Genomic DNA, 25800 nt, shown 5'->3' on the forward strand with positions numbered 1-25800 from the left:
TGAGCCAGGATCAAACTCTCCATTAAAGACCAACCGAAGCTGGTTTATAGAAAGAGCGATATGCTCATTTTGAAACTGACGAGATAAAATATCTCTTTTTTCACTCCGATTTCATACAACCTTGCGGTAGGTACCGAAATCTTCGCGGTTGATTTTGCGAACAAAATCATTTACTCACTCGTTGTTCAGTTTTCAAAGATCAAACCTTCTTGTTCTCTTGTTTTCGTTCTTACTTTGTTTCATCACCGCGTCTCAGTGGCGACCTTTATAATATATCATTACTTTTTAAGATTTGCAAGAGTTTTTTTAAATTTCTTTTTTCGAGCAAATTCCTTAAAAAGGAACGAAAATTAATTTACCATGAATCCTAAATAGAGTCAATACTTATTTTGATATCAGAAAGTATAAACTTCTTAAGAGTTAACTTCCTGATATCTCTGGATTTATAAGTTGGCTCTTATATCTTTTATTGTTTGGTTTGCGGGACGCGCCCTCTACGGGCATATTTGGATAGTTCCTTGGCGGGTGCAAAGCGGGCGTACATGCGGAAAACTGTTTTATACCGAAGCGCTATCGCATAACGAATATCCTGATCCAATCGGGTATCGCTCATATCAAGCAGCATTTCATCAAGTTCCTTACGAAGAACATAATCCAGTTCCTTGCATTCTTTTTCGTTAAACAGCATTCCCAGCATATGATCATACTCCCTTATCAGCTTATTATATAGTGCTTATATTTGCCCAACTATTGTTCCAGTCTTTACCTGTTTTTAAACTCAACTGCTAAGGTTTCAAACTTATTCGGATTTAATTCCATGTTTTCTCTTTGGGCTCTCCCCTTTGTTATGTTCAATTTTCAGGAAAAATATAAATAACCGACCATAATATTTTAATGTGACATTAAACGATATGTTATTCCACTCTCAATTGCAGCTGCAATAAGCAGCAGAACAACGGACCATATAGACACCCTCAACGTCTGTTTCATAAAGAGCTCCCACGTTTGGGCAAGCCCTTTTCGTTTCAAACCTATGCCTGCACTGATCGAGGACATTACTTGCCCCCCAAACTTCAAACCGAAAGCACAGGCGATAATTAAAACAGGTAATTCAATCACACCATGCGGAAGCAGTCCTTTTACAATAACCTCATACAAGCTTCTGCCCATATCCGTCTGTAAGTGTACGACAAACCCCAAAACCATCCCATTCATAATCAAAAATACAATCGGTACGATTCCAAATAAAGACCCGATAAATATAACCAGCACACACTTGATCGCATTATTGAAAAAGATGAACACAAAAAAGCTCCATTGAGGATGTTCAGACTGTTGTAAACGCTGAGCCACTTCCCCCAACCCTGCCATTTGTTGAGCCAATATGGATTGAATAGCGCCTGTACTTAACCAACCCACCAGAATACTTATGCAAAACAGAAATGCGGAAACTAAAATCAACCGTCTTGTAGTGTGTAAATCGTGAAGAAATGCTTTTAATCCCATCAGATCAATCCCTCCTGTTAGTCCAATGGCATAATTGACAACCCCAGGCATAGCTTTAAGTAAACAAGCACTTCTATGATGAAAGGGGCGTTATTAACCATGAATTCTTTTTTCTATGTACTGAACGGCAAAAAAATTAAACGGTTCTTTATCGTAGCAGCGGCGGCCATTTTCGCTATTGGGGTTATTTATGTTGAAACCGATAATGTTACCGTTTTTTCCGAGGAAGCACCAGCGGCCATTTATAGTGTACCCACAGACAAAAAGCTGATCGCTCTTACCTTTGACATTAGTTGGGGAGATAAGCGTACTGAACCCATCCTAAAGGTTCTCAAGGACAAAAAAGTGACCAAGTCCACCTTCTTTCTTTCTTCCCCATGGAGTAAAACGCATCCGGAGCTTGTGAATTGGATTAAAGACAGCGGATATGAGATCGGCAGCCATGGACATAAACATGAAAATTACAGCAGTCTAAGTGATGAGGACATTCGTAAGCAGATTTCAACAGCCCACACCACGTTGACTGAGCTGACCGGGCAGCCGCCGAAGTTGATCCGTATGCCTAATGGTGATTTCGACAAAAGGGTTCTTCAGGTCGCCAGCACTTTAGGCTACAAAACAATCCAGTGGGACACGGATTCTTTAGATTGGAAAAACCCAGGTACTCAGGTCATTATTGACCGTGTTGTGAAGAAAGCACATCCCGGCGACATTGTTCTTCTGCATGCCAGTGATTCCTGTAAACAAACTCATGAAGCGCTGCCCGTCATTATCGACAAATTGCGTGCGCAAGGTTATGAATTTGTAACTGTATCCGAACTGCTTCAACAGGGCACAGTAAAAGGCAAAGAGGTTCGTGATCAGGCCATGGGGCTTTAAGGAGTTATTTTACAACGTTCTCAACAAAAAACCAAAAGTCAGGCGACATATTTCACCTTATCCATTCGCATACTATCCACATTCATGATGAAGGAGGAATACGGCCATGAATTGGACTCGTTTGCGATTAGTCAGCATGATATGTGTACTGGGCGTTGCGCTGACCGGCTGTGGTTCGGACCAGAGCTCCGCGCCTCCCCAGAACAGCTATAAAGAAATGAAAACGATGGTTGTCGATATTTTAAAAAGCGATGACGGGAAAAAAGCAGTGGAGGAGGCTTTGACGGGAGAAAGCAGCTCCTCCAAAGAAGGGCAATCCGGTCAAGGCAGCGAAAGCGGTGGATCTGGGGGAGGTTCCGGCGGCGGCAGTATGGGGATGAAAATGATTATGCCCACACAGTCAGCAGAACAGATGAAAATCGCAGTCAAGGATACCCTGGTTTCTCCGGAATACAAAAAGGAAATCGAAAAAATTATGACTGATCCGCGCTTTGCCGGTGAATTTGCCAAGGCCATCAACAGCCAAAGTAAGCAACTTCATATGCAACTTATTAAAGACCCTTCTTATCAAAAATCTATTGAAGCGATGCTCAAATCTCCAGAACTGACCAAAATGTATATGGATTTAACTAAAACCCCTGAATACCGCAAACAATCTATGACGGTTATGCACGATGCGATGCAGAATCCTATTTTCCGACTTGAGGTCATGAATTTACTCAAAACTGTCGTACAAGAAGAGCTTCAACCCAAGGTTGAGAAAAAAAGTGGTGGTCAAGACGGATCAAGCGGTGAAAAACAAGGTGGCGGTAGTGGTGATAGCAGCGGCGGACAAGGAGGTCAATAATAAAAAGGCTGGTTCAGCAACCAGCCTTTTTTTCTTATTCAGATTCGGCGTGTAGCGTCGTAATTTGAGTGGCGATATCGTTATAGATCGCTCCCGTTGCCGATTCGGATTTATATACAGATGGTGAGAAATCCGCCTCTGACGGATGGTTATCTGGAATACCCAGCGGAATTTGCGCCAGCAGCTTTGTATGAAGGGTGTCCGCCAGCATAGCCCCACCTCCACGGCCGAAAACATAGTCCTTCTCTCCGGTAGAGGATACATAATAGGACATGTTCTCCACAACGCCAATGACCTTATGATCCGTTTGGAGCGCCATTGCTCCTGCACGTGCGGCGACAAAGGCTGCCGTGGCATGAGGGGTAGTCACAATAATTTCTTCACTCTGAGGGATCATCTGGTGTACATCAAGCGCTACATCCCCGGTTCCCGGTGGTAAATCAAGAATCATATAATCCAGCTTGCCCCATTCCACATCGCTAAAAAACTGTCTGAGCATTCTTCCCAGCATGGGACCTCTCCAAATCACGGGGTTGTTCTCCCTGACAAAAAAGCCCATAGACATAATCTTGATGCCAAATCGCTCCACCGGCTGAATAATACCGTCTTCTACGGTAGGAACGTCCTCGACTCCGATCATATCCGGTACGCTAAATCCATAAATGTCAGCATCAATCAAACCCACACGTTTGCCCTGTCTAGCCAAAGCAGCCGCTAAATTTACAGCCACCGTCGATTTACCGACACCCCCTTTTCCGCTGGCAATCGCAATAAATCGTACGCCAGATGCCGGATTCAGCAGCTCATGTTCTTCCATACCAACAGCATGTCCCTTGGTCAAAACCGGGTCAGCCACTTCCTCCGCATTCTCTCCCTTGTGAATGGCGGATCTTTCATGCTCAGACGCTTCACGGATACGAATATGAATATGGTTCAGCCCCGCTCCTTCCAACGTCTGTCTGATTTCCCTCTCCAGCTCTACCCTCGCCCCTTCCTCTGGGTTCAGACTAATCGCGGTCAAGGATACACGATCCTCTTTAATAACAACATCCCGAATAAAATGAAGATCGACCAAACGATGACCCGTGTGAGGCTCTCGTACCTGTTGAAGTAGCTCTATAACTTGCTCTCTGGATTGCATGAATAATCAGCACCTCTGCTTCAATGAATTTACGTAGTTGTAAACACTTACAGTATACCACTATCTGACCTCAGGTGCTGACGATGACCTCTTTTCCCCAGCGCTATAACGCAACAATCCCTTGTATATTGCTGCCGCCACCTGTCTCTGATAGGTCTCGTCACTCAGTCGTCTGGCTTCCTCTGGATGGGATAAAAAGCCGACTTCTACGAGGGCTGATGGCATTTTGAGGGCCTTGAGCAAATATACCGTATTCACCGTCTTGGCCACTCTGTTTGTGTTCTCCAGGTTGCGTTTAATCTCCTCCTGAATGAGGGAGGCCAAATTTTCGTTATCCGCATGATTAGGGACGTAAAAGGTTTGGGCTCCACTCCAGCGGCTCGACGGGACGCTGTTCATGTGAATACTTAAAAAGAGATCCGCTTTATGCTCCTCAATCATGCGTACACGCTGCTTCAGGTCCTCCGTTTTTCTTCTCGCATAGCCCCTTGTTTCTTGCTGTGCCAGATCACGGTCAGCCTCCCGAGTCATGACGACAACGGCTCCTGCTTGTTGCAAATAATCTCGCAAAAAAAAGGCAATCGCCAGATTAATGTCCTTCTCAATGACACCTTCTTTGCTGACAGCCCCTCCATCGGGCCCTCCATGTCCTGCATCTATGGCAATTACTTTACCAGTAAGCGGAAGACTCCAATGGGTCCAGGCTCTCGAAGCAGGTATCTCATATAGAGCCAGCGTGATAAACAGAACGGCGAGACAGCAGCCCAGCAGTATTTTTTTCAGCGTCCGATAGCGAATCCACAGTGTAACCTCGTGTTTACGATTATTTTTTTGCATAACAAAACGCCTCCGTCCCTATACAGATACTAATGATCTATATGGGACGAGGCGTGTAAATAGTACAACTCAGGAATGAACAAATTCTTTCATACCTTCAATCAACACTTGGGCGACTTCCGGTCGTGTAAATTCAGGCGGCGGACAAACCCCCGAACGTAACAATTCCCGAACTTTGGTGCCTGAAAGCGTCAAATGATGTTCCTTGGGATGAGGGCATGTTTTGCTAGAGGCCATATTTCCACATCGGGTGCAATAAAAGCTGTGTTCGAAGAACAACGGGATGATCTCCAGTTCCTCAGGTGTGAAGTTTCTGAAAATGTCCTGTGCTTCGTATGTGCCGTAATAGTCTCCTACACCCGCATGGTCCCTTCCTACAATAAAATGGGTACAACCGTAGTTCTTCCGCACAATCGCATGAAAAATGGCCTCTCTCGGACCAGCATATCGCATGGCAGCAGGAAACACACCCAGAAAAGTACGGTCAGCCGGATAATAGTTGTCCAGCAGCACCAGATAGCTCTTCATCCGCACATCTGCTGGAACGTCATCTGACTTGGTTTCACCAACGAGCGGATTCAGAAATAACGCATCTACAATCTCCATCGCGCTTTTTTGGATATACTCATGCGCCCGGTGTACGGGATTACGTGTTTGGAATCCTACTACTGTTTTCCAGCCTTTTTCAGCAAAATGATTGCGCGTCTGCGCCGGTGTGTAATAAAACTCACCAAATTGCGCGGGTTCTGGCCGATTCAATACCTGTACAGATCCCCCTACATAAGTAGTTGGTCGCTCCAAAAGTTTATTGACACCAGGATGCGCCGGATCATTCGTCTTGAATACACGTCTGGCCTCCTCTGCCTGATCAACCTGATATATACTCTCAATATCAAGTACAGCATAAATGGTACCGTCCGTTTCGCCCACTAGAGCGACCTGTTGCCCTAATGTCAGTTCCCCGGCTATGCTCTCCGTAACCGCAAGCGTAATGGGGATACTCCAGACTGTGCCATCGGCAAGACGCATATCCGCTACCACTGACCGATAGTCGGCTTCGTTCATAAACCCTGTCAGCGGAGAAAATGCCCCCACTCCAATCAAATCCAGATCGGAAATAGTCCACGAATTTACACGGATAGGAAACAATTCACGGGCGGCCTGCAAAAGTGTTTTTTGCTCTGAACCTGTAATGATTCTATCTATAAGCGTTCCACCATGCGGGAGAATTGCAGTCATAATGCACTTCCTTTCTGTTCATAAATGCCATTCACAGCTAATTGTGTATCGTTATTGATGGAGTCCACACTCCGTTTTCTCATTACCTGACCAGCGTCCAGCACGAGGATCTTCGCCCGGAAGGACTTCACGCGTGCACTGCTCACAACCGACGCTGGGATAGTTACGATCATGTAGCGGATTATACAGCACTTCATGCGTATGAATATAGTTCCACACGTCCTCTGATGTCCAGCTTGCCAAAGGATTGAATTTAACGAGACCGAACTTTTCGTCATACTCAATCTTTTTTGCATTTGCACGGGTAGGAGCCTGATCTCGGCGAATGCCAGTAATCCATGCATCGTATTGCGATAAAATACGTGTTAGCGGCTCTACTTTACGTATACCACAACATGTGTTGGGATCTGATTTCCAAAGCTCTTCTCCATGCTTAGCCGCTTGCTCTTCCGGAGTAATTAAGGGAGATACCCGCACAAAATCCATGTTGTATTTTTCCTTCATCTGATCACGCGTATCGTAAGTTTCTTGAAAATGAAAGTCAGTGTCCAAATAAAAAACATCACTGGAGGGACTAATTTTTTGCAGCATATCTACAAGCACTACATCCTCCGCCCCAAAGCTACAAGCAAAGGTTAGATTGGGGAATGTATGAACAGCATACTGGATAATTTCCTCGGGCGTAGCCTCTTCCAGCTCAATTGCCTTGACCTTAATCAATGCTTCTTTCTCCAATAAGTTCATTATTAATGCGCCTCCGTCTGAAGATTCATAAATAAGTGCCATATTCCAAAAGCCGACTAAACTAATAAGAATAAATAAAGTATAAAACTTTCATATTCATTGTCAATCCACAGTATGTGGGCCTGAGGTAACCATTTTTAAGCCTGAAATTAGCAGGATCGTTGTTCTGTCAGCATTCTATAACCCTATCCTTCGTATCCGACCAGGTTCATTGACTTTATATAAAATATTCTTATACAGTTCATTTGGGAATGATCCTAAAGTTACTTGGCAACTAAAAGTAATTAGTCAAAGAAAGAAGGTTTGCTTGAATGGAAGCTTTTTACGTCAACGAAGACGGTTCGCTCGCTACTCCGCTCAAAGGAAAAGATTGGCCCCGGTGCTGCAGGGATTGGAAATGCCGACCAGATTCGAGATGCTATGATGAAGCAAGGACTATCTGAGAAAGAAAATAGCCAACGTTTTTGGCTTTATGTTTACCGAGGGCTGTTAATCGAGGGGATGGAGAATATATTCGATTTCCAAAAGCCCTTTCTACGTTCCGAAGACGAAGTACGTTCATGGGCACGGTCCGATGACGGTAAAATTACTCTGCTTGAGGTCATTCGTCAGATTAAGCCTACTATACTGATCGGCACCTCAGGTGTCCACGGGGCTTTCTCAGAGAAAATTATAAAAGAAATGGCTAACCACGTTGAACGGCCTATCATTATGCCTATGTCTAACCCTACAGCGCTCGCAGAGGCAATTCCAGAGGATCTGATCCGCTGGACACAAGGTAGGGCGCTTATCGCTACTGGAAGCCCCTTTGAGCCTGTCACCTATGAAGGGACGGTTTATGAGATTGGACAATCGAACAATGCATTTGTGTTCCCAGGATTGGGGCTTGGCGCGATTGCAGTACAGGCCAAGACGATCACTGGAAGTATGTTTACTGCCGCTGCAAATGCTGTAGCCGAGATGGTGGACAGCACTAAACCCGGAAGCGCCCTTCTCCCCAGTGTACACAAGCTGAAAGAGGTATCCTTTGCTTGTAGCCTTAGCCGTGGCCAAAGCAGCTATACAGGACGGTACAGCCAGTGTCCAAACAGATCATATAGAACAGTCGCTTCGTGAACTCATGTGGAAACCGAACTATAGACGTGTAACTGCGCTAAGCTAAGACGATTATACGGAAGTATGTTAAGTATTCACTTCTTGTTGTATTTAGTCACAGGTTATGAACATAACGGGATAAACTGAGTTAAAAAACAAATAAAATTATGCATAACGTAACTGCCTCTGATCACAACGTGGACAACTTCGAGTGTTCCTTGCAATCAAGGCGGTTATTTTGTACCCATACGGCTTTATAATTCACTCCTACACTTTACTATCTGGTTACATGAAGGGTTGAGGACGAATCAAACGTTCTAGTTAGGGCAGCTATAGCACTTATCCACATGTGGATATTTTCAAAAAATATTTATAACAGCAAAAAAAGAACCCTTTCCATAAGGAAAAGGTTCTTCTGTATTCGAAATATTAACGTTTCGAGAACTGTGGAGCACGACGAGCGGCTTTGAGGCCATATTTTTTACGTTCTTTCATACGTGGGTCACGAGTCAGGAAGCCTGCTTTTTTCAAAGCTGGACGGAATTCCGGATCTGCTTTCAGCAGAGCACGGGAAATGCCGTGGCGGATTGCGCCCGCTTGACCAGAGATACCACCACCATGAGCGATAACAAGTACGTCATAGCTACCCACTGTTTCAGTCAGGTTCAATGGTTGTTTTACGATCAGTTTGAGTGTTTCCAAACCGAAATATTCATTAATATCACGCTTGTTGATGACAATGCGTCCTTCACCCGGTACGAGACGAACACGAGCTACCGAATGTTTACGACGACCTGTCCCATAGTATTGTACTTGTGCCATGAAACTGTCCTCCCTTTTAATTATCCGCGAAGTTCGTAAACTTCAGGTTTTTGTGCTGCATGTGGATGCTCTGCGCCTTTGTAAGCTTTAAGTCTCAGCTTCATTTTCTCGCCTTGACGAGTTTTAGGAAGCATACCGTGAACAGCCAGTTCCAGCATACGCTCAGGTTTGTTCTTAACCATGTCTTGTGCAACCGTTACTTTCAGACCACCCGGATGCAGGGAGTGACGGTAGTATTTCTTCTTCTCCATTTTCTTACCAGTCAATACGATTTTCTCCGCATTGATTACAACAACAAAATCACCTGTGTCCACATGTGGTGTAAACTGTGGCTTGTGTTTGCCGCGAATCAACGCAGCCGCTTCGCTTGCCAGACGGCCGAGCGTTTTGCCTTCGGCATCAATGATGTGCCAGTTGCGCTCAACTTCATTTGGCTTCGCCATATACGTAGTACGCATGAAAAGTTTCCTCCTTAAGTTCGTTAACAGAAATCATCATTTATCTTCGTTCGTTAAGTTGCTGCATTATTGATGGATTAGATGTTGTTTGAAAGTGATCGTCTTAATTGGGGCTGTGGGAAAGCCATTAAGAAAACACAACTTTTATATTACAGGATAACCATCAATTCTGCAAGGGTAAAATCAATGTTTTTTGATGTTTTCGTCGTACTCCACATTCCAGAGGGTTAAAGCATGTCCAACAGCCGTAGGACCGGCCTTTGAGCGATTTTTAGCCTCCAAAATGGAAGGAATATCATCCGCCGATTTTTTGCCTTCTCCCACTTCCAGCAAAGTCCCCATAATGATCCGAACCATGTGCTGCAAAAAACCGCTGCCAGTAATATACGTATGAATAATTCCCTGATCATCCGAACCCGGACGTGAAAAGGAATGGTCTACCGTCATGTAGGCTTCGTAAATTGTACGGACATGGTTCGTTTTCTGGGAACGTCGGGATGCGAACGATGTATAGTCAAAAGTGCCGATCAAATGGGCCAGCCCTTCCTCCATCGCTCGTATATCCAAACTCGTCGGGTGATGTGCCTGTGTACGACGGTGAAAGATGTCCGGAAATCGGTTCGCATTAATGCTGTACCGATACGTCTTCCGCTTCGCCATACGGCGTGCATGAAAGGACAACGGCACCTCTTTCGCATCCGTAACGATGATATCACGAGGCAGCCAGGCATTGAGTGCCAGACACCAGCGCTGTATCGGGATCGGTGATTCAGTATGAAAATTGAATACCTGTCCATATGCATGTACACCTGCGTCTGTGCGGCCTGAGCCTGTGATTTTTAGACGTTCGCCCGTCAATGAGTAAATAGCATTTTCAAGATAGTCCTGAATGGTATTACCACTGGGCTGCGTCTGAAAGCCATCATAGCGGGTTCCGTCATAGTTCACCTTCATGCACAAGTTCCGCATGTCTCTCACACCTTTGCGGGGTATTCACTGGCCTTATAAGGAATAACCGTACATAACAAAGGAGAAGCCCCTCAAGGACTCCTCCAAGAGAAAAAAAGGGTTGTTCAGAATCAAGCTGATTCTGTCCACCCTTCCCTCATCTTCGCCTGTTTACGCGCGGTCAACCAGTTCCAGATATACCATTGGAGCGGCATCGCCACGACGAGGTCCCAATTTCAGGATACGAGTGTATCCACCTGGACGCTCGGTGTAACGTGTAGCCAATTCGCTAAACAGCTTTTGGATTGCATCCTGCTCACCATCCAAAGTTTCACGGCGAACGAACGCAGCCACTTGACGGCGTGCGTGCAGATCTCCTTTTTTCGCTTTGGTGATCAGTTTTTCAGCAATAGAACGAACTTCTTTCGCTTTAGCCTCAGTAGTTTGGATACGCTCGTACAAGAACAAATCGGTTACCAAATCACGAAACAAAGCTTTACGGGCACTGGAGTTACGGCCCAATTTTTGGTATGCCATGTAGTTTCCCCTCCTTCACAAAAACGTTGCTGTACTATTCTTCCGGCTGTACTATTCTTCCGTACGAAGTCCTAAACCAAGTTCCTCGAGCTTCTCTTGTACTTCTTCCAAAGATTTGCGGCCCAGGTTGCGGACCTTCATCATATCTTCTTCAGATTTAGTAGTGAGTTCTTGTACCGTATTGATACCAGCGCGCTTAAGGCAGTTATAGGAACGGACGGAGAGATCCAGCTCTTCGATCGTCATTTCAAGAACTTTTTCTTTCTTGTCTTCTTCTTTTTCGACCATAATTTCCGCATCTTTTGCTTCGTCGGTTAGACCCACGAACAACATCACATGCTCGGTCAAAATTTTTGCTCCAAGGCTTACTGCTTCCTCAGGGCGGATACTTCCGTCAGTCCAAACCTCAAGTGTCAGCTTGTCATAATTCGTAACCTGGCCGACACGCGTATTTTCTATGCCATAGTTCACGCGTGAAATCGGAGTGTAGATGGAGTCGACGGGAATGACGCCGATCGGCTGGTCATCACGTTTATTCCGATCCTGCTTAACGTAACCGCGACCGCGATTGGCGAAAATACGCATGTGAAGTCTCGAACCCGGTCCGAGCGTAGCAATGTGAAGATCCGGATTAAGAATTTCCACATCACTGTCCGCACGGATATCTCCTGCCGTTACAACTCCTTCGCCTTCCGCATCGATTTCGAGTACCTTCTCTTCATCCGAGTGGATTTTAAGCGATAAAGCTTTCAGGTTCAGTATGATCTCCGTTACGTCTTCCTTCACACCGGGAACCGTTGCAAATTCGTGCAAAACTCCATCGATCTGAACCGATGTGACTGCTGCCCCCGGTAATGAGGATAACAGAATACGGCGAAGCGAGTTTCCCAGCGTCGTACCGTACCCGCGTTCCAGCGGTTCTACTACGAATTTTCCATAGGTGCCATCATCATTGACGTCTACCGTCTCAATTTTCGGCTTTTCGATTTCTATCACTGCAATATCCCTCCTTCAAAACGTCGCTCCTATATGAAACATTCACCTATCCATAGTCTATCATGCAGTATGCCTAAACATCCATTCTTGGCAGTTTGTGCCGGATTTATACTACACGCAGAGGAGAAATCTCATTAGACGCGACGACGTTTTGGAGGACGGCATCCGTTATGAGGTACCGGAGTTACGTCTTTAATCAGGTTAACTTCCAGTCCAGCTGCTTGCAAAGAGCGGATTGCTGCTTCGCGTCCTGCGCCTGGTCCTTTAACCATGACTTCGACAGTCTTCATGCCGTGTTCCATTGCAGCTTTAGCAGCTGTTTCTGCGGCCATTTGAGCTGCGAATGGAGTAGATTTACGGGAACCACGGAATCCCATGCCGCCTGAGCTGGCCCAAGAGATTGCGTTACCGTGTGGATCTGTGATCGTAACGATCGTGTTGTTGAACGTGGAACGGATGTGTGCCACGCCAGTCTCGATATTTTTACGGTCACGGCGTTTTGTACGTACAACTTTTTTCGGTTTAGCCATTGAATGTTATCCTCCCTTCTTATTTCTTTTTGTTCGCTACAGTCCGACGAGGACCTTTACGGGTACGAGCATTAGTTTTAGTACGTTGTCCGCGAACAGGCAATCCACGACGGTGACGAACACCACGGTAGCAGCCAATCTCAGTCAGACGTTTAATATTCAAGGAAATTTCACGACGCAGATCGCCTTCTACTTTAACTTCTTTGTCGATCGTTTCACGTAATTTGCTCACTTCATCTTCAGTCAAATCACGAACACGCGTGTTTGCACTGATGCCTGTTTCCTTCAAAATTTTCTGAGAAGTCGTTTTACCGATTCCGAAAATGTAAGTCAAGGCGATCTCAACGCGTTTGTCACGTGGCAAATCCACACCAGCTATACGAGCCATTTTACGCTACACCCCCTTCTATTAACCTTGTTTTTGTTTGTGTTTCGGATTTTCGCAAATAACCATTACATTCCCTTTACGGCGAATGACTTTGCATTTCTCGCAAATAGGTTTTACAGAAGGTCTTACCTTCATGTTGATTACCTCCTCCAAGCTTTACCCTGGTAAAACTCGCTTCGTGAACATTCACATCGTTTTGCCGAGCAAAACAAGTTTTTTTAAAATGACGTACGTTTAATTAAACCTGCATGAATTACTTGCGGTACGTAATACGGCCTTTAGTTAAATCGTAAGGCGATAACTGTACAACCACCTTGTCGCCTGTCAAAATACGGATAAAGTGCATCCGCAGTTTTCCGGAAACATGTGCAAGAATTTGATGACCGTTCTCCAGCTCTACCTTGAACGTAGCGTTCGGCAGTGGCTCGATTACCGTACCTTCAACCTCAATGACATCTTCTTTGGCCAAAGTCAGTCTCCTTTCTCTTCAGCTTGGTATTCGGACGACTCCAAGAAAGTTTTCACTGCATGACGCAGCTTTCCATTTGTCACCCGACCGCTTTCGTTTAAACTGTTTACAACCTCGCTACTAATCTTGGGCTGAGGCATCAGATGAAGAACGTTTTTCTTCTTCGACTGATCAAACTTTCGTTTGTCCCCATCCGCAATATATACAAACCTGCTGTCCGCTATAGAAACGACAACCGCAATCTGTCCGTCATCTCTGCCTTTCAGAATCTTCACCAGCTGACCGATTTGCAGGTTTCCTTGCTGAATCATTCAAATCACCTACGCACTCAGTTTCGTGAAAATGTCCATGCCGTCCGTTGTGACCGCCACCGCTTGCTCGTTACGAGCACGAGAGGCCACGTTCACCGTTACGACCGTCCAGTTGTCTTCCAGCGCCCCCACATGGCGAGAACCTATATGAACCATGAGTTCAATAGCCAGCACCATGCCGGTTTTCAGCCTCGGCCCCTGCTCGGGAATACCACGGTTTGGATTCTCAATATATTGCCGAATGGCATGCGACATTGTAAACTGGCGAGTCTTCGCGATGATATCGCCTTTGTTTAACTTGCGTTTGCCGGGAAATCCGTGCACCAGTTGTTCGTTGACTGAAGCGCAAATGCTGGCAGGAAAACCGTTATAACCTTTAAAAGACGGCACAGCTCCTTGACTGCGAATATACCGATCAGCTAAATGATCAAGTTCACCGGTCGTCATACCGGGCTCGATGTGTTCCACCAAGAAATGATTCGTTTCCGTATCCACTCTCTCAGCTTTCCTCATAAAGCTTAATTCCGTCCCCGACTTGCAAATGATCATTACAGCTAACCCCGCAACAAGGACACGATATTTTTGGAAACCACATCAATATCCTGTTCTCCGTCAATATGACGCAGAAGATTCTGGTTCTCATAAAACGTGAGGAGTGGTGCTGTTTTATTACTATATTCGTCAAGTCGTGTTCTTACGCTATCCTCGTTATCGTCAGGGCGCTGATAGAGCTCCCCGCCATCTTTATCGCAAATGCCTTCAACCTTCGGAGGATTAAAGACAACATGATAGCTAGTTCCACAGATTTTGCAAACTCGCCGTCCTGTGATTCGTACCAACAATTTGTCACGATCCACTTTCAGGTTGATGACATCATCAAGCTTCGTATCCAAACGACCCAAAATTTGATCCAAGGCTTCAGCCTGAGCCAAAGTTCTTGGAAAACCGTCCAGCAAGAAACCTTTCTTACAGTCCGGCTGTTGCAGCCGCTCTTCAACGATGCCAATCGTTACATCATCCGGAACAAGTTCACCCTTGTCGATATATTCCTTGGCTTTAATGCCAATAGGTGTTCCCTGTTTCATCGCCAGGCGAAACGCGTCACCTGTCGAGATATGAGGAATGCCGAATTCCTTCACAATGACATCTGCTTGTGTACCTTTACCAGCCCCCGGAGGGCCCATGATTAAAATATTCACAATCTGTCACTCCTCAAGACGACCCCTACACAAGAAACAGCACAAAAGGTGCCGGTAAGTATGCGAACATCCTAAGCCGGAACCTGTTGCCTATTTGTTGATGAAGCCTTTGTAATGGCGTTTGATCAGTTGGCTTTCAATCTGCTTCATCGTATCCAATGCTACACCGATAATGATGAGCAATGAAGTACCGCCAATTTGCACGGAACGAGGCAAGCCCGAAAGCGAACCGAAGAATACCGGCAATACGGATATGACTGCCAGGAACAAAGCTCCTGTCATTGTCAAACGTGACATTACTCGTGTCAGGTATTTCTCCGTGGCTTTACCCGGGCGAATTCCCGGAATATAACCGCCGTTTTTCTTCATGTTGTCGGCCATTTGCTGCGGATTCATCTGTACAAAGGTATAGAAGAATGTGAAACCGATAATCATTACGACATACAAAACCATACCCAGCGGCTTGTCATAATACAAGTAAGTGGTAATCCACTTCGCCCAAGCATGATCTGCCCAAAAACTCGCAATAATTGTCGGGAATTGCAGCAATGATACCGCAAAGATTACCGGAATAACGCCTGCCGCATTAATTTTCATCGGAATATGCGTATTCTGGCCACCGTACATTTTGTTACCAACTACACGTTTGGCGTATTGTACCGGGATTTTCCGAATACCTTGCTGGATGTAGATAACACCCACAATAATCAGAATAATCACCAAGGCAATAATAATTGCCTTCAGAATATTCATAAACAGCTGATCTGCCTGAATAAACTGGGATTCTACAACCGTCCGAATATGTCTTGGAATACCTGCCGCGATCCCTGCAAAGATAACGATAGAGATACCGTTGCCGATTCCCTTTTCGGTAATTTGCTCACCTAGCCACATAAGGAACGTAGTTCCTGCTGTAAGCACAATAGCTATTACCAGATAATCTGCAAAAGTGGCTCCTGGAATCATCGCTGCACCATACAGTCGGTTAAAGCCGATCGACGTTCCGAATGCTTGAATCAAGCCCAGTATTACCGTACCATACCGTGTAAGTTGAGCCAACTTCTTTTTACCATGCTCTCCTTGTTTAGCCCATTCCGCAAGTTTCGGAATAACGTCCATTGACAGCAACTGTACAATGATGGACGCTGTAATATATGGCATAATCCCGAGGGCGAAGATCGAGAACTGATACAAAGCGCCCCCTGAGAAGGTGTTAAGGAGTCCAAACAACTCGCTTCCTGCCTGATCCTGAGAAGTAAAGACTTGCTTATTCACGCCGGGAACCGGCACGAAGGAGCCAATACGATATACAAACAGTATAAACAGGGTAAACAGGATTCGGGTTCTAAGATCCTCAACCCGCCATATATTTTTCAGGGTCTTGAACATTAGATCACCTCGGTTTTACCGCCGGCAGCTTCAATTTTCTCTACCGCAGATTGAGAGAACTTGTTCGCTTTAACTGTCAATTTCACAGTGATTTCACCGTTACCCAGAATTTTAATTCCGGATTTCGCGTTTTTCACAATGCCATTGTTCAGCAAAAACTCAGGGCTTACTTCTGTACCTGCTGCAAAACTGTTCAAATCTTCGATATTCAAAACCGCATACTCTTTACGAGTAGGATTTACGAAACCGCGTTTAGGCAAGCGACGATACAGTGGGTTTTGACCACCCTCGAAGCCCGGACGTACACCACCGCCGGAACGAGCGTTTTGACCCTTATGACCACGACCAGAAGTTTTACCCGTACCGCTACTAGGACCACGACCCAAACGTTTACGTTCTTTGCGGGAGCCTGGAGCTGGGGAAAGCTCATGTAACTTCATCGTTCGTTGCACCTCCTTGATTATTGTTAAAATGCTTTATTTCTTAAGCCTCGATTTCTTTAACAGAAACCAAATGGCTAACTTGATTAATCATCCCGCGAATCGCTGGATTGTCGGGTTGAATTACTTTATGGTTGATTTTACGCAAGCCGAGCGTTTTAACAGTCGTTCTTTGAGTACCAGGACGACCGATCAACGAACGAACGAGGGTAATTTCTAATTTCGCCATGACATTCCCTCCTTAGCCCAGCAGCTCTTCGATGGATTTGCCGCGCAATTTTGCAACTTCTTCAGCGCGTTTCAAGCGGGACAAACCTTCCAGTGTCGCATTGACCATGTTCATGGAATTCGAAGAACCCAGAGATTTTGTCAAGATATCACCTACACCAGCAAGTTCCAGTACAGCACGAACCGGACCGCCAGCGATAACTCCAGTACCTTCCGATGCCGGTTTCAACAGAACCCGGCCAGCACCGAACTTACCTGTAACAAGGTGAGGAATAGTTGTTCCTACGAGTGGAACGTGAACCAGGTTTTTCTTAGCATCTTCAATACCTTTGCGAATCGCATCAGGTACTTCGCCAGCTTTACCGATTCCAGCGCCTACCCAGCCGTTACCGTCGCCTACTACTACCAGAGCACTAAAGCTGAAACGGCGTCCGCCTTTGACAACTTTAGCTACGCGATTAATATTTACTACTCTTTCAGTCAGTTCCAAAGTGTTCGGATCTACACGCAAGTCGTTAACCTCCTTTTGAGAAATGTCTTAGAATTCAAGGCCTGCTTCGCGAGCAGCATCAGCCAAAGCCTGAATCCGTCCATGATACAAGTATCCACCACGGTCAAATACAATGTTAGCATGACCTTTTTCTTTTGCACGTTTAGCAACGAGTTCGCCAACCTTACGAGCTGCTTCTACGCTACCGCCGCTTTTGATTTCACTGCTCAGTTCTTTATCCATAGTGGATGCAGATACCAATGTTACACCAGCTACATCATCAATCAATTGTGCGTAGATATGTTTGGAAGAACGGAACACGTTCAGACGAGGACGAACAGCCGTACCTTCGATTTTCTTACGTACACGCAGATGTCTTCTGACACGTGCTTTATTTTTATCTTGTTTTGTAATCATCTTAAGTTTTCACTCCCTTCAGTTTGCCTTTTAAAGCTTTATACTAAGACGCACTGGGTAAAAAAGAAGTACGAAGTCTTTCCGGTAGAAAGACCGCACAAAGTCGGTAAGAAACTTATTTCTTCTTACCGGCTTTACCTTCTTTACGAATGATGCGCTCGCCTTCGTATTTAATCCCTTTACCTTTATACGGCTCAGGTTCACGAACGGAACGAATTTTAGCAGCGTAGGCACCTACACGCTCTTTATCAATTCCGCGAACGATGATTTTAGTGTTCGAAGGAACTTCGAATTCGATGCCCGCTTCCGGTGTGATTTCAACCGGATGAGAGTATCCAACGTTCAGAACGATTTTATCTCCGGATTTGCTTGCACGATATCCGACCCCAACCAGCTCCAGAGATTTTGAAAATCCTTCAGTTACACCACTTACCATGTTGTTGACAACGCTGCGGGTTGTTCCATGCAAAGAGCGGTGAAGTTTGTTGTCCGAAGGACGAATTACGTTGATTTCATTGTTTTCCACAGTAACGGACATGTCTTTATGAAGCTCACGAGTCAATGTTCCTTTAGGACCTTTAACTGTGATCGCTGTGTTGTTCAAAGTTACGTCAACACCACTTGGTACTGTGATTGGCTTACGACCAATACGGGACATATCTGTTGCACCTCCTATCTTTTAAACGTTATCTTACCAAACGTAGCAAACCACTTCTCCGCCGGCTTTAGACTGACGCGCTTCTTTGTCGGTCATGATACCTTTGGATGTCGAAATGATCGCGATTCCGAGTCCACCCAGAACGCGTGGAATCTCATTGCTCTTCGTGTAAACGCGAAGACCTGGTTTACTGATTCTTTTCAAACCTGTAATAACACGTTCGTTGTTTGCACCGTATTTCAAGAAAACACGGATGATCCCTTGTTTGCTATCTTCAACAAATTCCGCATCACGAATGAATCCTTCACGTTTCAGGATGTCGGCAATTTGTTTTTTCATTGTAGATGCAGGCATTTCTACTGTTTCGTGACGAACTGTGTTCGCGTTACGAATACGAGTAAGCATATCTGCAATTGGATCAGACATAGTCATTGTGTATAAACCTCCTTCCCAAACAGGACTTTTTACCAGCTTGCTTTTTTCACGCCAGGAATCTGGCCTTTATAAGCTAATTCACGGAAGCAAATTCTGCAGATCTTAAACTTTTGCAGCACCGAATGTGGACGACCACAACGCTCGCAACGAGTATAAGCACGAACTTTAAACTTTGGTGTGCGTTGTTGTTTGACTTTCATTGAAGTTTTTGCCACTTAGCCTGACACCTCCTAAATAGTTTCGGAGAACAGGGTGTCTTTTATATCAGACGCCCGAAACGATATGCCAACATTACTTTGCGAAAGGCATGCCCAGCTGAGTCAGAAGCTCACGGGACTCTTCGTCAGTCTTGGCAGTCGTTACGATAACGATGTCCATACCACGAACTTTATCAACTTGATCGTACTCGATTTCCGGGAAGATCAATTGTTCTTTCAGACCAAGCGTGTAGTTACCACGTCCATCGAAAGCTTTTGTTGAAACACCATGGAAGTCACGTACGCGAGGAAGCGTGATATTGAACAATTTGTCCAAGAAGTAATACATACGCTCACCACGAAGTGTTACCTTTACACCGATCGGCATGTTTTCACGCAATTTAAAACCTGCAATAGATTTTTTTGCGCGAGTGATTACTGGTTTTTGACCAGCGATCAACTGCATGTCGTTCACAGCCGAATCAAGCACTTTGGAGTTTTGGACTGCGTCGCCAACACCCATGTTGATTACAACCTTCTCGATTTTAGGCACTTGCATTACCGATGTATAGCTGAACTTCTGCATCAAGGCAGGAGTGATTTCTTTCAAGAAACGCTCTTTCATTCTTGTTGTTGCCATGAATCATAGACCTCCTTTCATTAAAAAATAATTAGTCGATCACTTCGCCAGAACGTTTTGCAATGCGCACTTTTTTTCCGTTGTCCAATACTTTGTAACCAACACGAGTTACTTTTCCGCTCTTCGGATCAATGTGCATAACGTTGGAAACGTGAATCGGAGCTTCTTTCTCGATGATGCCGCCTTGTGGATTCAGCTGATTAGGCTTTTGGTGTTTTTTAATCATGTTAACACCTTCCACAAGCACACGGTTTTGACGAGGGTAAGCAGCGATAACGCGACCTTTTTTACCTTTATCTTTACCTGTAATCACCAGAACAGTATCGTCTTTTTTGACGTGCAGCTTGTTGTTATGGGATTCCAGAACTTTTTTCACTTTTGGCATTTAGTACACCTCCTACGGGCACATTTTAAGGTGAATTTAGATCACTTCCGGAGCCAAGGAAACGATTTTCATGAAGTCCTTGTCACGAAGCTCGCGAGCAACTGGTCCGAAAATACGAGTACCACGTGGGCTCTTGTCTTCTTTAACGACCACTGCTGCGTTCTCGTCAAATCCGATGTAGGAACCGTCTTTACGGCGGATAGAACGTTTAGTACGAACGACAACCGCTCTTACTACATCACCCTTTTTGACAACGCCGCCTGGTGTTGCTTGTTTTACGGAACAAACGATCAGGTCACCAATTTGAGCTGTACGACGTCCCGTACCACCGAGCACACGGATACACATCAGTTCCTTCGCGCCGGAATTGTCAGCTACAGTCAAACGTGTAAATGGTTGAATCATTTATTTATCCTCCTTTCGGAAAAACTACACTACATTAGATTATAACAGCTTTTTCAACGATTTCGACCAGTCTCCAGTTTTTGTCTTTGGACAAAGGACGAGTTTCCATGATTTTAACAGTATCACCGATTTGTGCGGTGTTGTTTTCATCATGAGCTTTGAATTTCTTTGTTACTTTAATGCGTTTATGGTAGAGATCATGTTTTTTGTAAGTTTCTACAGCAATCACAATCGTTTTGTCCATTTTATCGCTGACTACTTTACCGACTAACACTTTACGGGCATTACGTTCGCTCATTGTTGGCCTCCTTCCTAATTACAGGCGGAATCTCCACCCGGTCTGATATCTTAGCTAATCCCAAGTTCTCTTTCACGGATCACGGTTTTAGCACGAGCAATTTCCTTACGTACATCGCCGATCCGAGTCGGGTTATCAAGCTGACCGGTAGCGAGTTGAAAACGAAGGTTAAAGAGTTCTTCTTTGAACCCAGAGATCTTTTGTTCAATTTCAGCAGTGGTTAGGTTGCGAAATTCACTAGCCTTCATTTGCTTCACCACCCAATTCTTCACGTTTCACAAACTTAGTTTTGATTGGCAGTTTGTGAGCGGCAAGACGCATTGCTTCACGAGCAATCTCTTCCGGAACACCAGCAAGTTCGAACATGATCTTACCTGGTTTCACTACTGCAACCCATTTTTCTACGTTACCTTTACCACTACCCATACGAACCTCAAGAGGCTTCTGAGTAATTGGTTTGTCAGGGAAAATTTTAATCCAAACCTTACCACCACGTTTGATGTAACGAGTCATCGCGATACGAGCAGCTTCGATCTGACGGTTAGTAATCCATGCAGGTTCAGTAGCTTGTAAACCATACTCACCAAAGTTCAGTGTAGTGCCGCCTTTTGCACGACCCTTCATATGACCACGTTGTTGCTTACGATGTTTTACGCGTTTTGGTACCAACATGATTAGTTGCCTCCTTCCTGAGGAGCTTGTTTCTTAGCTGGAGGAAGAACCTCTCCACGATAGATCCATACCTTTACGCCAATACGACCGTAAGTTGTATGAGCTTCCGCTGTACCGTAGTCAATGTCGGCACGAAGCGTATGCAGTGGAACTGTTCCTTCGCTGTACCCTTCGGAACGAGCGATTTCGGCACCGCCAAGACGTCCGCCTACTTGAGTTTTAATTCCTTTTGCTCCAGAACGCATAGTTCTTTGAATTGCTTGTTTCAAAGCACGACGGAAAGAAACGCGACGTTCCAATTGTTGTGCAATGCTCTCAGCAACCAAGATTGCATCCAGCTCAGGATTTTTAATTTCAGAAATATTGATGTGTACCTTTTTACCACCTGCGATTTTAGTAATTTCATTACGCAAGTTTTCAACTTCGGAACCACCCTTACCGATAACCATACCAGGCTTCGCAGTGTGAATCGTTACGTTGACACGGTTAGCTGCTCTCTCGATTTCAACACGGGATACAGCGGAATCTTTCAATCTTTTTTTCAGATGTTCACGAATTCTAACGTCTTCTAGCAAAAGATCACCGAAATCTTTGCCTGCATACCATTTGGATTCCCAATCACGGATAATACCGATTCGGAGTCCGATTGGATTTACCTTTTGGCCCACACGTTTTCCCTCCTTATTTTTCAGATACCACCAAAGTAATATGACTGGTGCGTTTATTGATGCGGCTTGCACGTCCCATTGCACGCGGGCGGAACCGTTTCATTGTAGGACCTTGGTTCACAAAAACTTGCGATACAACCAACTTGTTCACGTCCAAAGAGTAGTTGTGGTCTGCATTTGCAATAGCAGAGTTCAACAGCTTCTCAACGACTGGAGAAGCGGATTTCGGAGTATGGCGAAGAATTGCGATCGCCTCACCAACCTGCTTGCCGCGAATCAAATCGATAACGAGTTTAACTTTACGAGCGGAAATCCGTACGGATTTAGCATGTGCTTTTGCTTCCATTGAGTTTACCTCCTCTCAAACACTACGCTGTGTTGATTATCTTCTTGTTTTCTTATCGTCATCCGAATGGCCTTTATAGGTACGTGTTGGAGCGAATTCGCCCAATTTGTGTCCGACCATATCTTCCGTTACGTATACTGGCACGTGTTTACGACCATCGTATACACCAAACGTATGTCCGATAAATTGCGGGAAAATTGTAGAGCGACGGGACCAAGTTTTGATCACGACTTTTTTGTCCGATTCGTTCAAAACCTCTACTTTTTTCAGCAAGTAACCATCAATGAATGGTCCTTTTTTGAGACTGCGACCCATGTATGAATCCTCCCTTCGTTAAAACGTTGTCGTTCCTTAATATGTTAACGTGCGACTTAAGCGCACGTCTTATTACTTAGTACGACGACGAACGATGTATTTATCAGATGCTTTGCCTTTTTTACGTGTTTTGTAACCAAGGGTTGGTTTACCCCATGGAGACATTGGAGATTTACGTCCGATTGGAGCGCGACCTTCACCACCACCGTGTGGGTGATCATTAGGGTTCATAACAACACCACGAACTTCAGGACGTTGTCCCAACCAACGGCTACGTCCGGCTTTACCGATCTTCACCAATTCATGGTCTTCGTTACCAACAGAACCGATTGTAGCGCGGCAAACTTTCAGAACGCGACGAACTTCACCAGAAGTCAAACGAATTGTTACATACTTCTCTTCTTTACCAAGAAGCTGGGCTTCCGTACCGGCAGCGCGAACGAGTTGACCACCTTTGCCCGGTTTCAATTCGATGTTGTGGATAACCGTACCTACTGGAATGTTCTCCAAAGGCAAAGAGTTACCGATTTTGATATCGGAACCTACGCCGGAAACCACTTCGTCCCCTACTTTCAAGCCTTTAGGAGCGATGATATAACGTTTTTCACCATCCACATAGTGGATAAGTGCGATGTTGGACGTACGGTTCGGATCATATTCGATCGTAGCAACGCGGCCCGGTATTCCATCTTTGTTACGTTTGAAGTCGATAATACGGTATTTACGTTTGTGTCCACCGCCATGATGACGAACCGTAATTTTACCTTGGTTATTACGTCCAGCTTGCTTGCTCAGAGGCGCCAGCAACGATTTCTCGGGCTGATTAGTTGTGATCTCCTCGAAAGTAGATACAGACATAGCGCGTCTGGCCGGGGACGTCGGTTTATACTTTTTAATTGGCACTGAGTTTCCCTCCTTACTTTACAGTTTCAATTATACCGTTTCAAAAAACTCAAGCGGCTTACTGTCTTTGCTCAGCGTTACGAACGCTTTTTTCCACTCGCTCGTATAGCCGGAATGACGTCCGTAGCGTTTTGGTTTTGCAGGAACACGAAGCGTGTTTACGTTACTTACTTTCACGTTAAAGATCGCTTCGATTGCTTTTTTAACTTCGACTTTATTGGAACGAATGTCTACCTCGAAAACGTATTTCAAGTCATTCATCATACCAGCCGTACGTTCGGTGATAACCGGACGTTTGATAATATCACGAGGATCCTTCATTACGCGAGCACCTCCTCTACCTTCTGAACTGCTTCCTTCGTAATGATCAGTTTGTCGTGTCCAAGCACGTCAAGAACATTAATGCCGTCTGCGGCTACAAACTTCACACCAGGAATATTACGAGCGGACAGGGCCACATTATCATCATAGCTAGGAGCTACGATCAATGCTTTACGGTCAGCTTTAAGGTTGTTCAAAATGGCTGCGAATTCTTTCGTTTTAGGTCCGTTCAGTGTAAGAGCGTCCAATACGATGATTTCATTCTCAATCACTTTGGAAGACAAAGCCGATTTAATCGCCAAGCGACGAACCTTTTTAGGCAATTTGTAAGCATAGCTGCGTGGAGTCGGACCAAATACAGTACCGCCACCAACCCATTGCGGCGCACGGATCGAACCTTGACGAGCGCGGCCAGTACCTTTTTGTTTCCAAGGCTTACGTCCGCCACCACGTACTTCAGAACGTCCTTTTACTTTGTGAGTACCTTGACGCAGGGAAGCCAATTGCATAACAACAGCGTCATGAAGAACGTGTTTATTCGGTTCGATACCGAATACTGCGTCGTTCAATTCAATTTCGCCAACTTGGCTGCCGCTAATATTAAAAAGTGCTACTTTTGGCATTTCGTGTTCCTCCTTTCTTCAGTTGTTTATTTTTTCACCGTTTCTAATACTTTAACGAAGCTGTTTTTAGGTCCTGGAATGGAGCCCTTCACGAGCAATACATTACGTTCTGTATCGATCTTAACAACTTCAAGGCGTTGGATCGTTACCGTTTCATGCCCCATGTGTCCTGGCAGGTGTTTACCTTTAGGAACGCGGTTAGCTTGAATGGAGCCCATCGAACCTGGACCTCTGTGGTAACGCGAGCCGTGTGCCATTGGTCCGCGGCTTTGTCCCCAACGCTTGATAACGCCGGCAAAACCTTTACCTTTAGAAATACCTGTTACGTCAACGAATTCGCCTTCTGTGAAGACATCAGCCTTCAGTTCTTGGCCAACCTCGTACGCAGCAAGGTCGATGCCACGAAGTTCACGAACGTAGCGCTTAGGTGCAGTATTTGCTTTTTTCGCATGTCCTGCTTCAGGTTTATTGGATCTTTTTTCTTTTTTATCAGAGAAACCGAGTTGAATAGCTTCGTATCCATCGTTTTCCAGATCTTTCTTTTGCAGAACAACACAAGGGCCCGCTTCGATAACTGTAACAGCAAGTACGTTACCTTCAGGGGTAAACACTTGAGTCATTCCGAGTTTTTTTCCTAAGATACCTTTCATGTTGACACCTCTTTTCTTTTCCTAATCACAAATTACAATTTAATTTCGATATCTACACCGGACGGCAGGTCCAAGCGCATCAAGGCATCCACAGTTTGTGGAGTCGGGTTAACAATGTCGATCAGACGCTTATGTGTGCGCATTTCGAACTGCTCCCGGGAATCCTTGTACTTGTGTACCGCACGGAGAATAGTAATGATTTGTTTTTCAGTTGGCAGCGGAATTGGTCCGGATACACCTGCGCCCGAACGTTTAGCTGTTTCAACAATTTTCTCAGCGGATTGATCAAGAATTCTGTGGTCGTAAGCTTTCAAACGAATACGAATCTTTTGCTTTGCCATTTTAGTCCCTCCTTCTATCGCCCAATTTGGTAT

At 45.1% G+C, this 25800-nt stretch carries 42 protein-coding genes and 1 pseudogene; 3 read left to right on the plus strand and 40 right to left on the minus strand.

Annotated elements, in window-relative coordinates; genetic code table 11:
- Positions 1-466 precede the first annotated feature (466 nt).
- Together ABIA61_RS25195 and ABIA61_RS25200 are read right to left on the minus strand one after the other, a co-directional pair.
- Positions 467-697: a hypothetical protein gene (locus ABIA61_RS25195; protein ID WP_013312131.1), complete on the minus strand. Its 231-nt coding sequence runs from the start codon at positions 695-697 to the stop codon at positions 467-469.
- 194 nt (positions 698-891) lie between these two features.
- Positions 892-1506 (minus strand): stage II sporulation protein M, encoded by a 615-nt coding sequence (locus ABIA61_RS25200; protein WP_283653458.1) that lies wholly within the window; start codon positions 1504-1506, stop codon positions 892-894.
- A 99-nt stretch (positions 1507-1605) separates the two neighbouring features.
- Between ABIA61_RS25200 and pdaB the strand changes: the two genes are divergently transcribed.
- A complete protein-coding gene (gene pdaB / locus ABIA61_RS25205) occupies positions 1606-2385 on the plus strand; it encodes a polysaccharide deacetylase family sporulation protein PdaB (protein ID WP_404581449.1) in 780 nt (259 codons plus the stop codon).
- A 106-nt stretch (positions 2386-2491) separates the two neighbouring features.
- Positions 2492-3232 (plus strand): spore germination lipoprotein GerD, encoded by a 741-nt coding sequence (gerD, locus tag ABIA61_RS25210; protein WP_044647220.1) that lies wholly within the window; start codon positions 2492-2494, stop codon positions 3230-3232.
- Positions 3233-3266: 34 nt separating this feature from the next.
- Here the strand turns inward: gerD and ABIA61_RS25215 are convergent, their stop codons facing one another.
- The 4 genes from ABIA61_RS25215 to ABIA61_RS25230 form a co-directional block, all read right to left on the minus strand.
- Complete coding sequence (locus tag ABIA61_RS25215; protein WP_404581451.1) at positions 3267-4373, minus strand: Mrp/NBP35 family ATP-binding protein; 1107 nt, start codon at positions 4371-4373, stop codon at positions 3267-3269.
- A gap of 60 nt (positions 4374-4433) precedes the next feature.
- On the minus strand, positions 4434-5210 hold the full coding sequence (cwlD, locus tag ABIA61_RS25220) for an N-acetylmuramoyl-L-alanine amidase CwlD (RefSeq protein WP_283653461.1): 777 nt from the start codon (positions 5208-5210) through the stop codon (positions 4434-4436).
- 69 nt (positions 5211-5279) lie between these two features.
- Positions 5280-6449: a sulfate adenylyltransferase gene (sat, locus tag ABIA61_RS25225; RefSeq protein WP_283653462.1), complete on the minus strand. Its 1170-nt coding sequence runs from the start codon at positions 6447-6449 to the stop codon at positions 5280-5282.
- A 51-nt stretch (positions 6450-6500) separates the two neighbouring features.
- Entirely contained in the window at positions 6501-7193 is a 693-nt protein-coding gene (locus tag ABIA61_RS25230; protein ID WP_044647216.1) for a phosphoadenylyl-sulfate reductase, read from the minus strand.
- A gap of 372 nt (positions 7194-7565) precedes the next feature.
- Here ABIA61_RS25230 and maeA point away from each other — a divergent pair.
- Positions 7566-8355: pseudogene (gene maeA, locus ABIA61_RS25235) on the plus strand (oxaloacetate-decarboxylating malate dehydrogenase); the annotation flags it as partial.
- A 362-nt stretch (positions 8356-8717) separates the two neighbouring features.
- Here the strand turns inward: maeA and rpsI are convergent.
- The 34 genes from rpsI to rpsJ form a co-directional block, all read right to left on the minus strand.
- The gene (gene rpsI, locus ABIA61_RS25240; RefSeq protein WP_013312140.1) at positions 8718-9110 is read right to left on the minus strand and encodes a 30S ribosomal protein S9; all 393 of its coding nucleotides are present in this window, start codon (positions 9108-9110) and stop codon (positions 8718-8720) included.
- 20 nt (positions 9111-9130) lie between these two features.
- Positions 9131-9568 carry a 50S ribosomal protein L13 gene (gene rplM, locus ABIA61_RS25245; protein ID WP_014278298.1) on the minus strand — a complete coding sequence of 146 codons (438 nt, stop codon included), beginning with the start codon at positions 9566-9568 and terminating at the stop codon, positions 9131-9133.
- 183 nt (positions 9569-9751) lie between these two features.
- Positions 9752-10537: a tRNA pseudouridine(38-40) synthase TruA gene (gene truA / locus ABIA61_RS25250; RefSeq protein WP_025685927.1), complete on the minus strand. Its 786-nt coding sequence runs from the start codon at positions 10535-10537 to the stop codon at positions 9752-9754.
- A 150-nt stretch (positions 10538-10687) separates the two neighbouring features.
- Entirely contained in the window at positions 10688-11053 is a 366-nt protein-coding gene (gene rplQ / locus ABIA61_RS25255) for a 50S ribosomal protein L17 (protein WP_013312143.1), read from the minus strand.
- Between the two features lie 51 nt (positions 11054-11104).
- Positions 11105-12049, minus strand: coding sequence for a DNA-directed RNA polymerase subunit alpha (locus ABIA61_RS25260; RefSeq protein WP_014278300.1), 945 nt, complete (start codon positions 12047-12049; stop codon positions 11105-11107).
- A gap of 134 nt (positions 12050-12183) precedes the next feature.
- Positions 12184-12579: a 30S ribosomal protein S11 gene (gene rpsK / locus ABIA61_RS25265; RefSeq protein ID WP_013312144.1), complete on the minus strand. Its 396-nt coding sequence runs from the start codon at positions 12577-12579 to the stop codon at positions 12184-12186.
- A 19-nt stretch (positions 12580-12598) separates the two neighbouring features.
- Positions 12599-12967 carry a 30S ribosomal protein S13 gene (gene rpsM / locus ABIA61_RS25270; protein ID WP_007432560.1) on the minus strand — a complete coding sequence of 123 codons (369 nt, stop codon included), beginning with the start codon at positions 12965-12967 and terminating at the stop codon, positions 12599-12601.
- Positions 12968-12988: 21 nt separating this feature from the next.
- Positions 12989-13102, minus strand: a complete 114-nt coding sequence (gene rpmJ / locus ABIA61_RS25275) for a 50S ribosomal protein L36 (RefSeq protein WP_003333770.1) — start codon at positions 13100-13102, stop codon at positions 12989-12991.
- A 118-nt stretch (positions 13103-13220) separates the two neighbouring features.
- Positions 13221-13436, minus strand: a complete 216-nt coding sequence (gene infA / locus ABIA61_RS25280) for a translation initiation factor IF-1 (protein ID WP_006212898.1) — start codon at positions 13434-13436, stop codon at positions 13221-13223.
- Between the two features lie 2 nt (positions 13437-13438).
- On the minus strand, positions 13439-13747 hold the full coding sequence (locus ABIA61_RS25285) for a hypothetical protein (protein ID WP_404581452.1): 309 nt from the start codon (positions 13745-13747) through the stop codon (positions 13439-13441).
- A gap of 9 nt (positions 13748-13756) precedes the next feature.
- Positions 13757-14296, minus strand: coding sequence for a M24 family metallopeptidase (locus tag ABIA61_RS25290; RefSeq protein ID WP_149096346.1), 540 nt, complete (start codon positions 14294-14296; stop codon positions 13757-13759).
- A gap of 5 nt (positions 14297-14301) precedes the next feature.
- Positions 14302-14946 (minus strand): adenylate kinase, encoded by a 645-nt coding sequence (locus tag ABIA61_RS25295; RefSeq protein WP_134912318.1) that lies wholly within the window; start codon positions 14944-14946, stop codon positions 14302-14304.
- Between the two features lie 90 nt (positions 14947-15036).
- Positions 15037-16335, minus strand: coding sequence for a preprotein translocase subunit SecY (gene secY, locus ABIA61_RS25300; protein WP_025685931.1), 1299 nt, complete (start codon positions 16333-16335; stop codon positions 15037-15039).
- Entirely contained in the window at positions 16335-16775 is a 441-nt protein-coding gene (rplO, locus tag ABIA61_RS25305; protein ID WP_013312149.1) for a 50S ribosomal protein L15, read from the minus strand. The genes secY and rplO overlap by 1 nt, the downstream gene beginning before the upstream one ends.
- Before the next feature lie 43 nt (positions 16776-16818).
- A complete protein-coding gene (gene rpmD / locus ABIA61_RS25310; protein WP_014278305.1) occupies positions 16819-17004 on the minus strand; it encodes a 50S ribosomal protein L30 in 186 nt (61 codons plus the stop codon).
- 12 nt (positions 17005-17016) lie between these two features.
- The gene (gene rpsE / locus ABIA61_RS25315) at positions 17017-17514 is read right to left on the minus strand and encodes a 30S ribosomal protein S5 (RefSeq protein ID WP_013312151.1); all 498 of its coding nucleotides are present in this window, start codon (positions 17512-17514) and stop codon (positions 17017-17019) included.
- A gap of 27 nt (positions 17515-17541) precedes the next feature.
- Entirely contained in the window at positions 17542-17910 is a 369-nt protein-coding gene (rplR, locus tag ABIA61_RS25320; protein WP_010348806.1) for a 50S ribosomal protein L18, read from the minus strand.
- 115 nt (positions 17911-18025) lie between these two features.
- Entirely contained in the window at positions 18026-18568 is a 543-nt protein-coding gene (gene rplF, locus ABIA61_RS25325) for a 50S ribosomal protein L6 (protein WP_014278307.1), read from the minus strand.
- Positions 18569-18601: 33 nt separating this feature from the next.
- On the minus strand, positions 18602-19000 hold the full coding sequence (rpsH, locus tag ABIA61_RS25330) for a 30S ribosomal protein S8 (protein ID WP_014278308.1): 399 nt from the start codon (positions 18998-19000) through the stop codon (positions 18602-18604).
- 32 nt (positions 19001-19032) lie between these two features.
- Entirely contained in the window at positions 19033-19218 is a 186-nt protein-coding gene (locus tag ABIA61_RS25335) for a type Z 30S ribosomal protein S14 (RefSeq protein WP_013312154.1), read from the minus strand.
- Between the two features lie 76 nt (positions 19219-19294).
- Positions 19295-19840 (minus strand): 50S ribosomal protein L5, encoded by a 546-nt coding sequence (gene rplE / locus ABIA61_RS25340; protein ID WP_014278309.1) that lies wholly within the window; start codon positions 19838-19840, stop codon positions 19295-19297.
- A gap of 31 nt (positions 19841-19871) precedes the next feature.
- Positions 19872-20225 (minus strand): 50S ribosomal protein L24, encoded by a 354-nt coding sequence (gene rplX / locus ABIA61_RS25345; RefSeq protein ID WP_013312155.1) that lies wholly within the window; start codon positions 20223-20225, stop codon positions 19872-19874.
- A gap of 36 nt (positions 20226-20261) precedes the next feature.
- Entirely contained in the window at positions 20262-20630 is a 369-nt protein-coding gene (gene rplN, locus ABIA61_RS25350; RefSeq protein ID WP_007432573.1) for a 50S ribosomal protein L14, read from the minus strand.
- Between the two features lie 34 nt (positions 20631-20664).
- The gene (gene rpsQ / locus ABIA61_RS25355; protein ID WP_007432574.1) at positions 20665-20928 is read right to left on the minus strand and encodes a 30S ribosomal protein S17; all 264 of its coding nucleotides are present in this window, start codon (positions 20926-20928) and stop codon (positions 20665-20667) included.
- A 50-nt stretch (positions 20929-20978) separates the two neighbouring features.
- Positions 20979-21176: a 50S ribosomal protein L29 gene (gene rpmC, locus ABIA61_RS25360; protein WP_014278310.1), complete on the minus strand. Its 198-nt coding sequence runs from the start codon at positions 21174-21176 to the stop codon at positions 20979-20981.
- Complete coding sequence (gene rplP, locus ABIA61_RS25365; protein ID WP_007432576.1) at positions 21166-21600, minus strand: 50S ribosomal protein L16; 435 nt, start codon at positions 21598-21600, stop codon at positions 21166-21168. The genes rpmC and rplP overlap by 11 nt, the downstream gene beginning before the upstream one ends.
- 2 nt (positions 21601-21602) lie before the next feature.
- On the minus strand, positions 21603-22268 hold the full coding sequence (gene rpsC / locus ABIA61_RS25370) for a 30S ribosomal protein S3 (RefSeq protein WP_044647211.1): 666 nt from the start codon (positions 22266-22268) through the stop codon (positions 21603-21605).
- A gap of 13 nt (positions 22269-22281) precedes the next feature.
- A complete protein-coding gene (gene rplV, locus ABIA61_RS25375; protein WP_013312157.1) occupies positions 22282-22614 on the minus strand; it encodes a 50S ribosomal protein L22 in 333 nt (110 codons plus the stop codon).
- A 36-nt stretch (positions 22615-22650) separates the two neighbouring features.
- The gene (gene rpsS, locus ABIA61_RS25380; RefSeq protein ID WP_044647210.1) at positions 22651-22929 is read right to left on the minus strand and encodes a 30S ribosomal protein S19; all 279 of its coding nucleotides are present in this window, start codon (positions 22927-22929) and stop codon (positions 22651-22653) included.
- Positions 22930-23001: 72 nt separating this feature from the next.
- A complete protein-coding gene (gene rplB, locus ABIA61_RS25385; protein WP_134912313.1) occupies positions 23002-23832 on the minus strand; it encodes a 50S ribosomal protein L2 in 831 nt (276 codons plus the stop codon).
- A 30-nt stretch (positions 23833-23862) separates the two neighbouring features.
- Entirely contained in the window at positions 23863-24153 is a 291-nt protein-coding gene (gene rplW, locus ABIA61_RS25390) for a 50S ribosomal protein L23 (protein WP_013312159.1), read from the minus strand.
- The gene (rplD, locus tag ABIA61_RS25395) at positions 24153-24776 is read right to left on the minus strand and encodes a 50S ribosomal protein L4 (RefSeq protein ID WP_013312160.1); all 624 of its coding nucleotides are present in this window, start codon (positions 24774-24776) and stop codon (positions 24153-24155) included. Before rplD ends, rplW begins: the two co-directional genes overlap by 1 nt.
- A 26-nt stretch (positions 24777-24802) precedes the next feature.
- Entirely contained in the window at positions 24803-25426 is a 624-nt protein-coding gene (rplC, locus tag ABIA61_RS25400) for a 50S ribosomal protein L3 (protein WP_013312161.1), read from the minus strand.
- A 32-nt stretch (positions 25427-25458) separates the two neighbouring features.
- A complete protein-coding gene (gene rpsJ / locus ABIA61_RS25405) occupies positions 25459-25767 on the minus strand; it encodes a 30S ribosomal protein S10 (RefSeq protein WP_005544556.1) in 309 nt (102 codons plus the stop codon).
- Positions 25768-25800: the final 33 nt, after the last annotated feature.

Origin of the sequence: Paenibacillus sp. RC21, from assembly GCF_044907935.1 — a bacterium.
Lineage (GTDB): Bacteria > Bacillota > Bacilli > Paenibacillales > Paenibacillaceae > Paenibacillus > Paenibacillus terrae_A.

Excerpts from the sequence above, each read along its gene's own strand:
- ABIA61_RS25195 (WP_013312131.1), bottom strand. The coding sequence starts at position 697 with ATGCTGGGAATGCTGTTTAACGAAAAAGAATGCAAGGAACTGGATTAT.
- ABIA61_RS25200 (WP_283653458.1), bottom strand. The coding sequence starts at position 1,506 with ATGGGATTAAAAGCATTTCTTCACGATTTACACACTACAAGACGGTTG.
- pdaB (WP_404581449.1), top strand. The coding sequence starts at position 1,606 with ATGAATTCTTTTTTCTATGTACTGAACGGCAAAAAAATTAAACGGTTC.
- gerD (WP_044647220.1), top strand. The coding sequence starts at position 2,492 with ATGAATTGGACTCGTTTGCGATTAGTCAGCATGATATGTGTACTGGGC.
- ABIA61_RS25215 (WP_404581451.1), bottom strand. The coding sequence starts at position 4,373 with ATGCAATCCAGAGAGCAAGTTATAGAGCTACTTCAACAGGTACGAGAG.
- cwlD (WP_283653461.1), bottom strand. The coding sequence starts at position 5,210 with ATGCAAAAAAATAATCGTAAACACGAGGTTACACTGTGGATTCGCTAT.
- sat (WP_283653462.1), bottom strand. The coding sequence starts at position 6,449 with ATGACTGCAATTCTCCCGCATGGTGGAACGCTTATAGATAGAATCATT.
- ABIA61_RS25230 (WP_044647216.1), bottom strand. The coding sequence starts at position 7,193 with ATGAACTTATTGGAGAAAGAAGCATTGATTAAGGTCAAGGCAATTGAG.
- rpsI (WP_013312140.1), bottom strand. The coding sequence starts at position 9,110 with ATGGCACAAGTACAATACTATGGGACAGGTCGTCGTAAACATTCGGTA.
- rplM (WP_014278298.1), bottom strand. The coding sequence starts at position 9,568 with ATGCGTACTACGTATATGGCGAAGCCAAATGAAGTTGAGCGCAACTGG.
- truA (WP_025685927.1), bottom strand. The coding sequence starts at position 10,537 with ATGCGGAACTTGTGCATGAAGGTGAACTATGACGGAACCCGCTATGAT.
- rplQ (WP_013312143.1), bottom strand. The coding sequence starts at position 11,053 with ATGGCATACCAAAAATTGGGCCGTAACTCCAGTGCCCGTAAAGCTTTG.
- rpsK (WP_013312144.1), bottom strand. The coding sequence starts at position 12,579 with ATGGCTAAACCGAAAAAAGTTGTACGTACAAAACGCCGTGACCGTAAA.
- rpsM (WP_007432560.1), bottom strand. The coding sequence starts at position 12,967 with ATGGCTCGTATAGCTGGTGTGGATTTGCCACGTGACAAACGCGTTGAG.
- rpmJ (WP_003333770.1), bottom strand. The coding sequence starts at position 13,102 with ATGAAGGTAAGACCTTCTGTAAAACCTATTTGCGAGAAATGCAAAGTC.
- ABIA61_RS25285 (WP_404581452.1), bottom strand. The coding sequence starts at position 13,747 with ATGATTCAGCAAGGAAACCTGCAAATCGGTCAGCTGGTGAAGATTCTG.
- ABIA61_RS25290 (WP_149096346.1), bottom strand. The coding sequence starts at position 14,296 with ATGATCATTTGCAAGTCGGGGACGGAATTAAGCTTTATGAGGAAAGCT.
- secY (WP_025685931.1), bottom strand. The coding sequence starts at position 16,335 with ATGTTCAAGACCCTGAAAAATATATGGCGGGTTGAGGATCTTAGAACC.
- rplO (WP_013312149.1), bottom strand. The coding sequence starts at position 16,775 with ATGAAGTTACATGAGCTTTCCCCAGCTCCAGGCTCCCGCAAAGAACGT.
- rpmD (WP_014278305.1), bottom strand. The coding sequence starts at position 17,004 with ATGGCGAAATTAGAAATTACCCTCGTTCGTTCGTTGATCGGTCGTCCT.
- rplR (WP_010348806.1), bottom strand. The coding sequence starts at position 17,910 with ATGATTACAAAACAAGATAAAAATAAAGCACGTGTCAGAAGACATCTG.
- rplF (WP_014278307.1), bottom strand. The coding sequence starts at position 18,568 with ATGTCCCGTATTGGTCGTAAGCCAATCACAGTACCAAGTGGTGTTGAC.
- rpsH (WP_014278308.1), bottom strand. The coding sequence starts at position 19,000 with ATGACTATGTCTGATCCAATTGCAGATATGCTTACTCGTATTCGTAAC.
- rplE (WP_014278309.1), bottom strand. The coding sequence starts at position 19,840 with ATGGCAACAACAAGAATGAAAGAGCGTTTCTTGAAAGAAATCACTCCT.
- rplX (WP_013312155.1), bottom strand. The coding sequence starts at position 20,225 with ATGCCAAAAGTGAAAAAAGTTCTGGAATCCCATAACAACAAGCTGCAC.
- rplN (WP_007432573.1), bottom strand. The coding sequence starts at position 20,630 with ATGATTCAACCATTTACACGTTTGACTGTAGCTGACAATTCCGGCGCG.
- rpsQ (WP_007432574.1), bottom strand. The coding sequence starts at position 20,928 with ATGAGCGAACGTAATGCCCGTAAAGTGTTAGTCGGTAAAGTAGTCAGC.
- rpmC (WP_014278310.1), bottom strand. The coding sequence starts at position 21,176 with ATGAAGGCTAGTGAATTTCGCAACCTAACCACTGCTGAAATTGAACAA.
- rplP (WP_007432576.1), bottom strand. The coding sequence starts at position 21,600 with ATGTTGGTACCAAAACGCGTAAAACATCGTAAGCAACAACGTGGTCAT.
- rplV (WP_013312157.1), bottom strand. The coding sequence starts at position 22,614 with ATGGAAGCAAAAGCACATGCTAAATCCGTACGGATTTCCGCTCGTAAA.
- rpsS (WP_044647210.1), bottom strand. The coding sequence starts at position 22,929 with ATGGGTCGCAGTCTCAAAAAAGGACCATTCATTGATGGTTACTTGCTG.
- rplW (WP_013312159.1), bottom strand. The coding sequence starts at position 24,153 with ATGAAGGATCCTCGTGATATTATCAAACGTCCGGTTATCACCGAACGT.
- rplD (WP_013312160.1), bottom strand. The coding sequence starts at position 24,776 with ATGCCAAAAGTAGCACTTTTTAATATTAGCGGCAGCCAAGTTGGCGAA.
- rplC (WP_013312161.1), bottom strand. The coding sequence starts at position 25,426 with ATGAAAGGTATCTTAGGAAAAAAACTCGGAATGACTCAAGTGTTTACC.
- rpsJ (WP_005544556.1), bottom strand. The coding sequence starts at position 25,767 with ATGGCAAAGCAAAAGATTCGTATTCGTTTGAAAGCTTACGACCACAGA.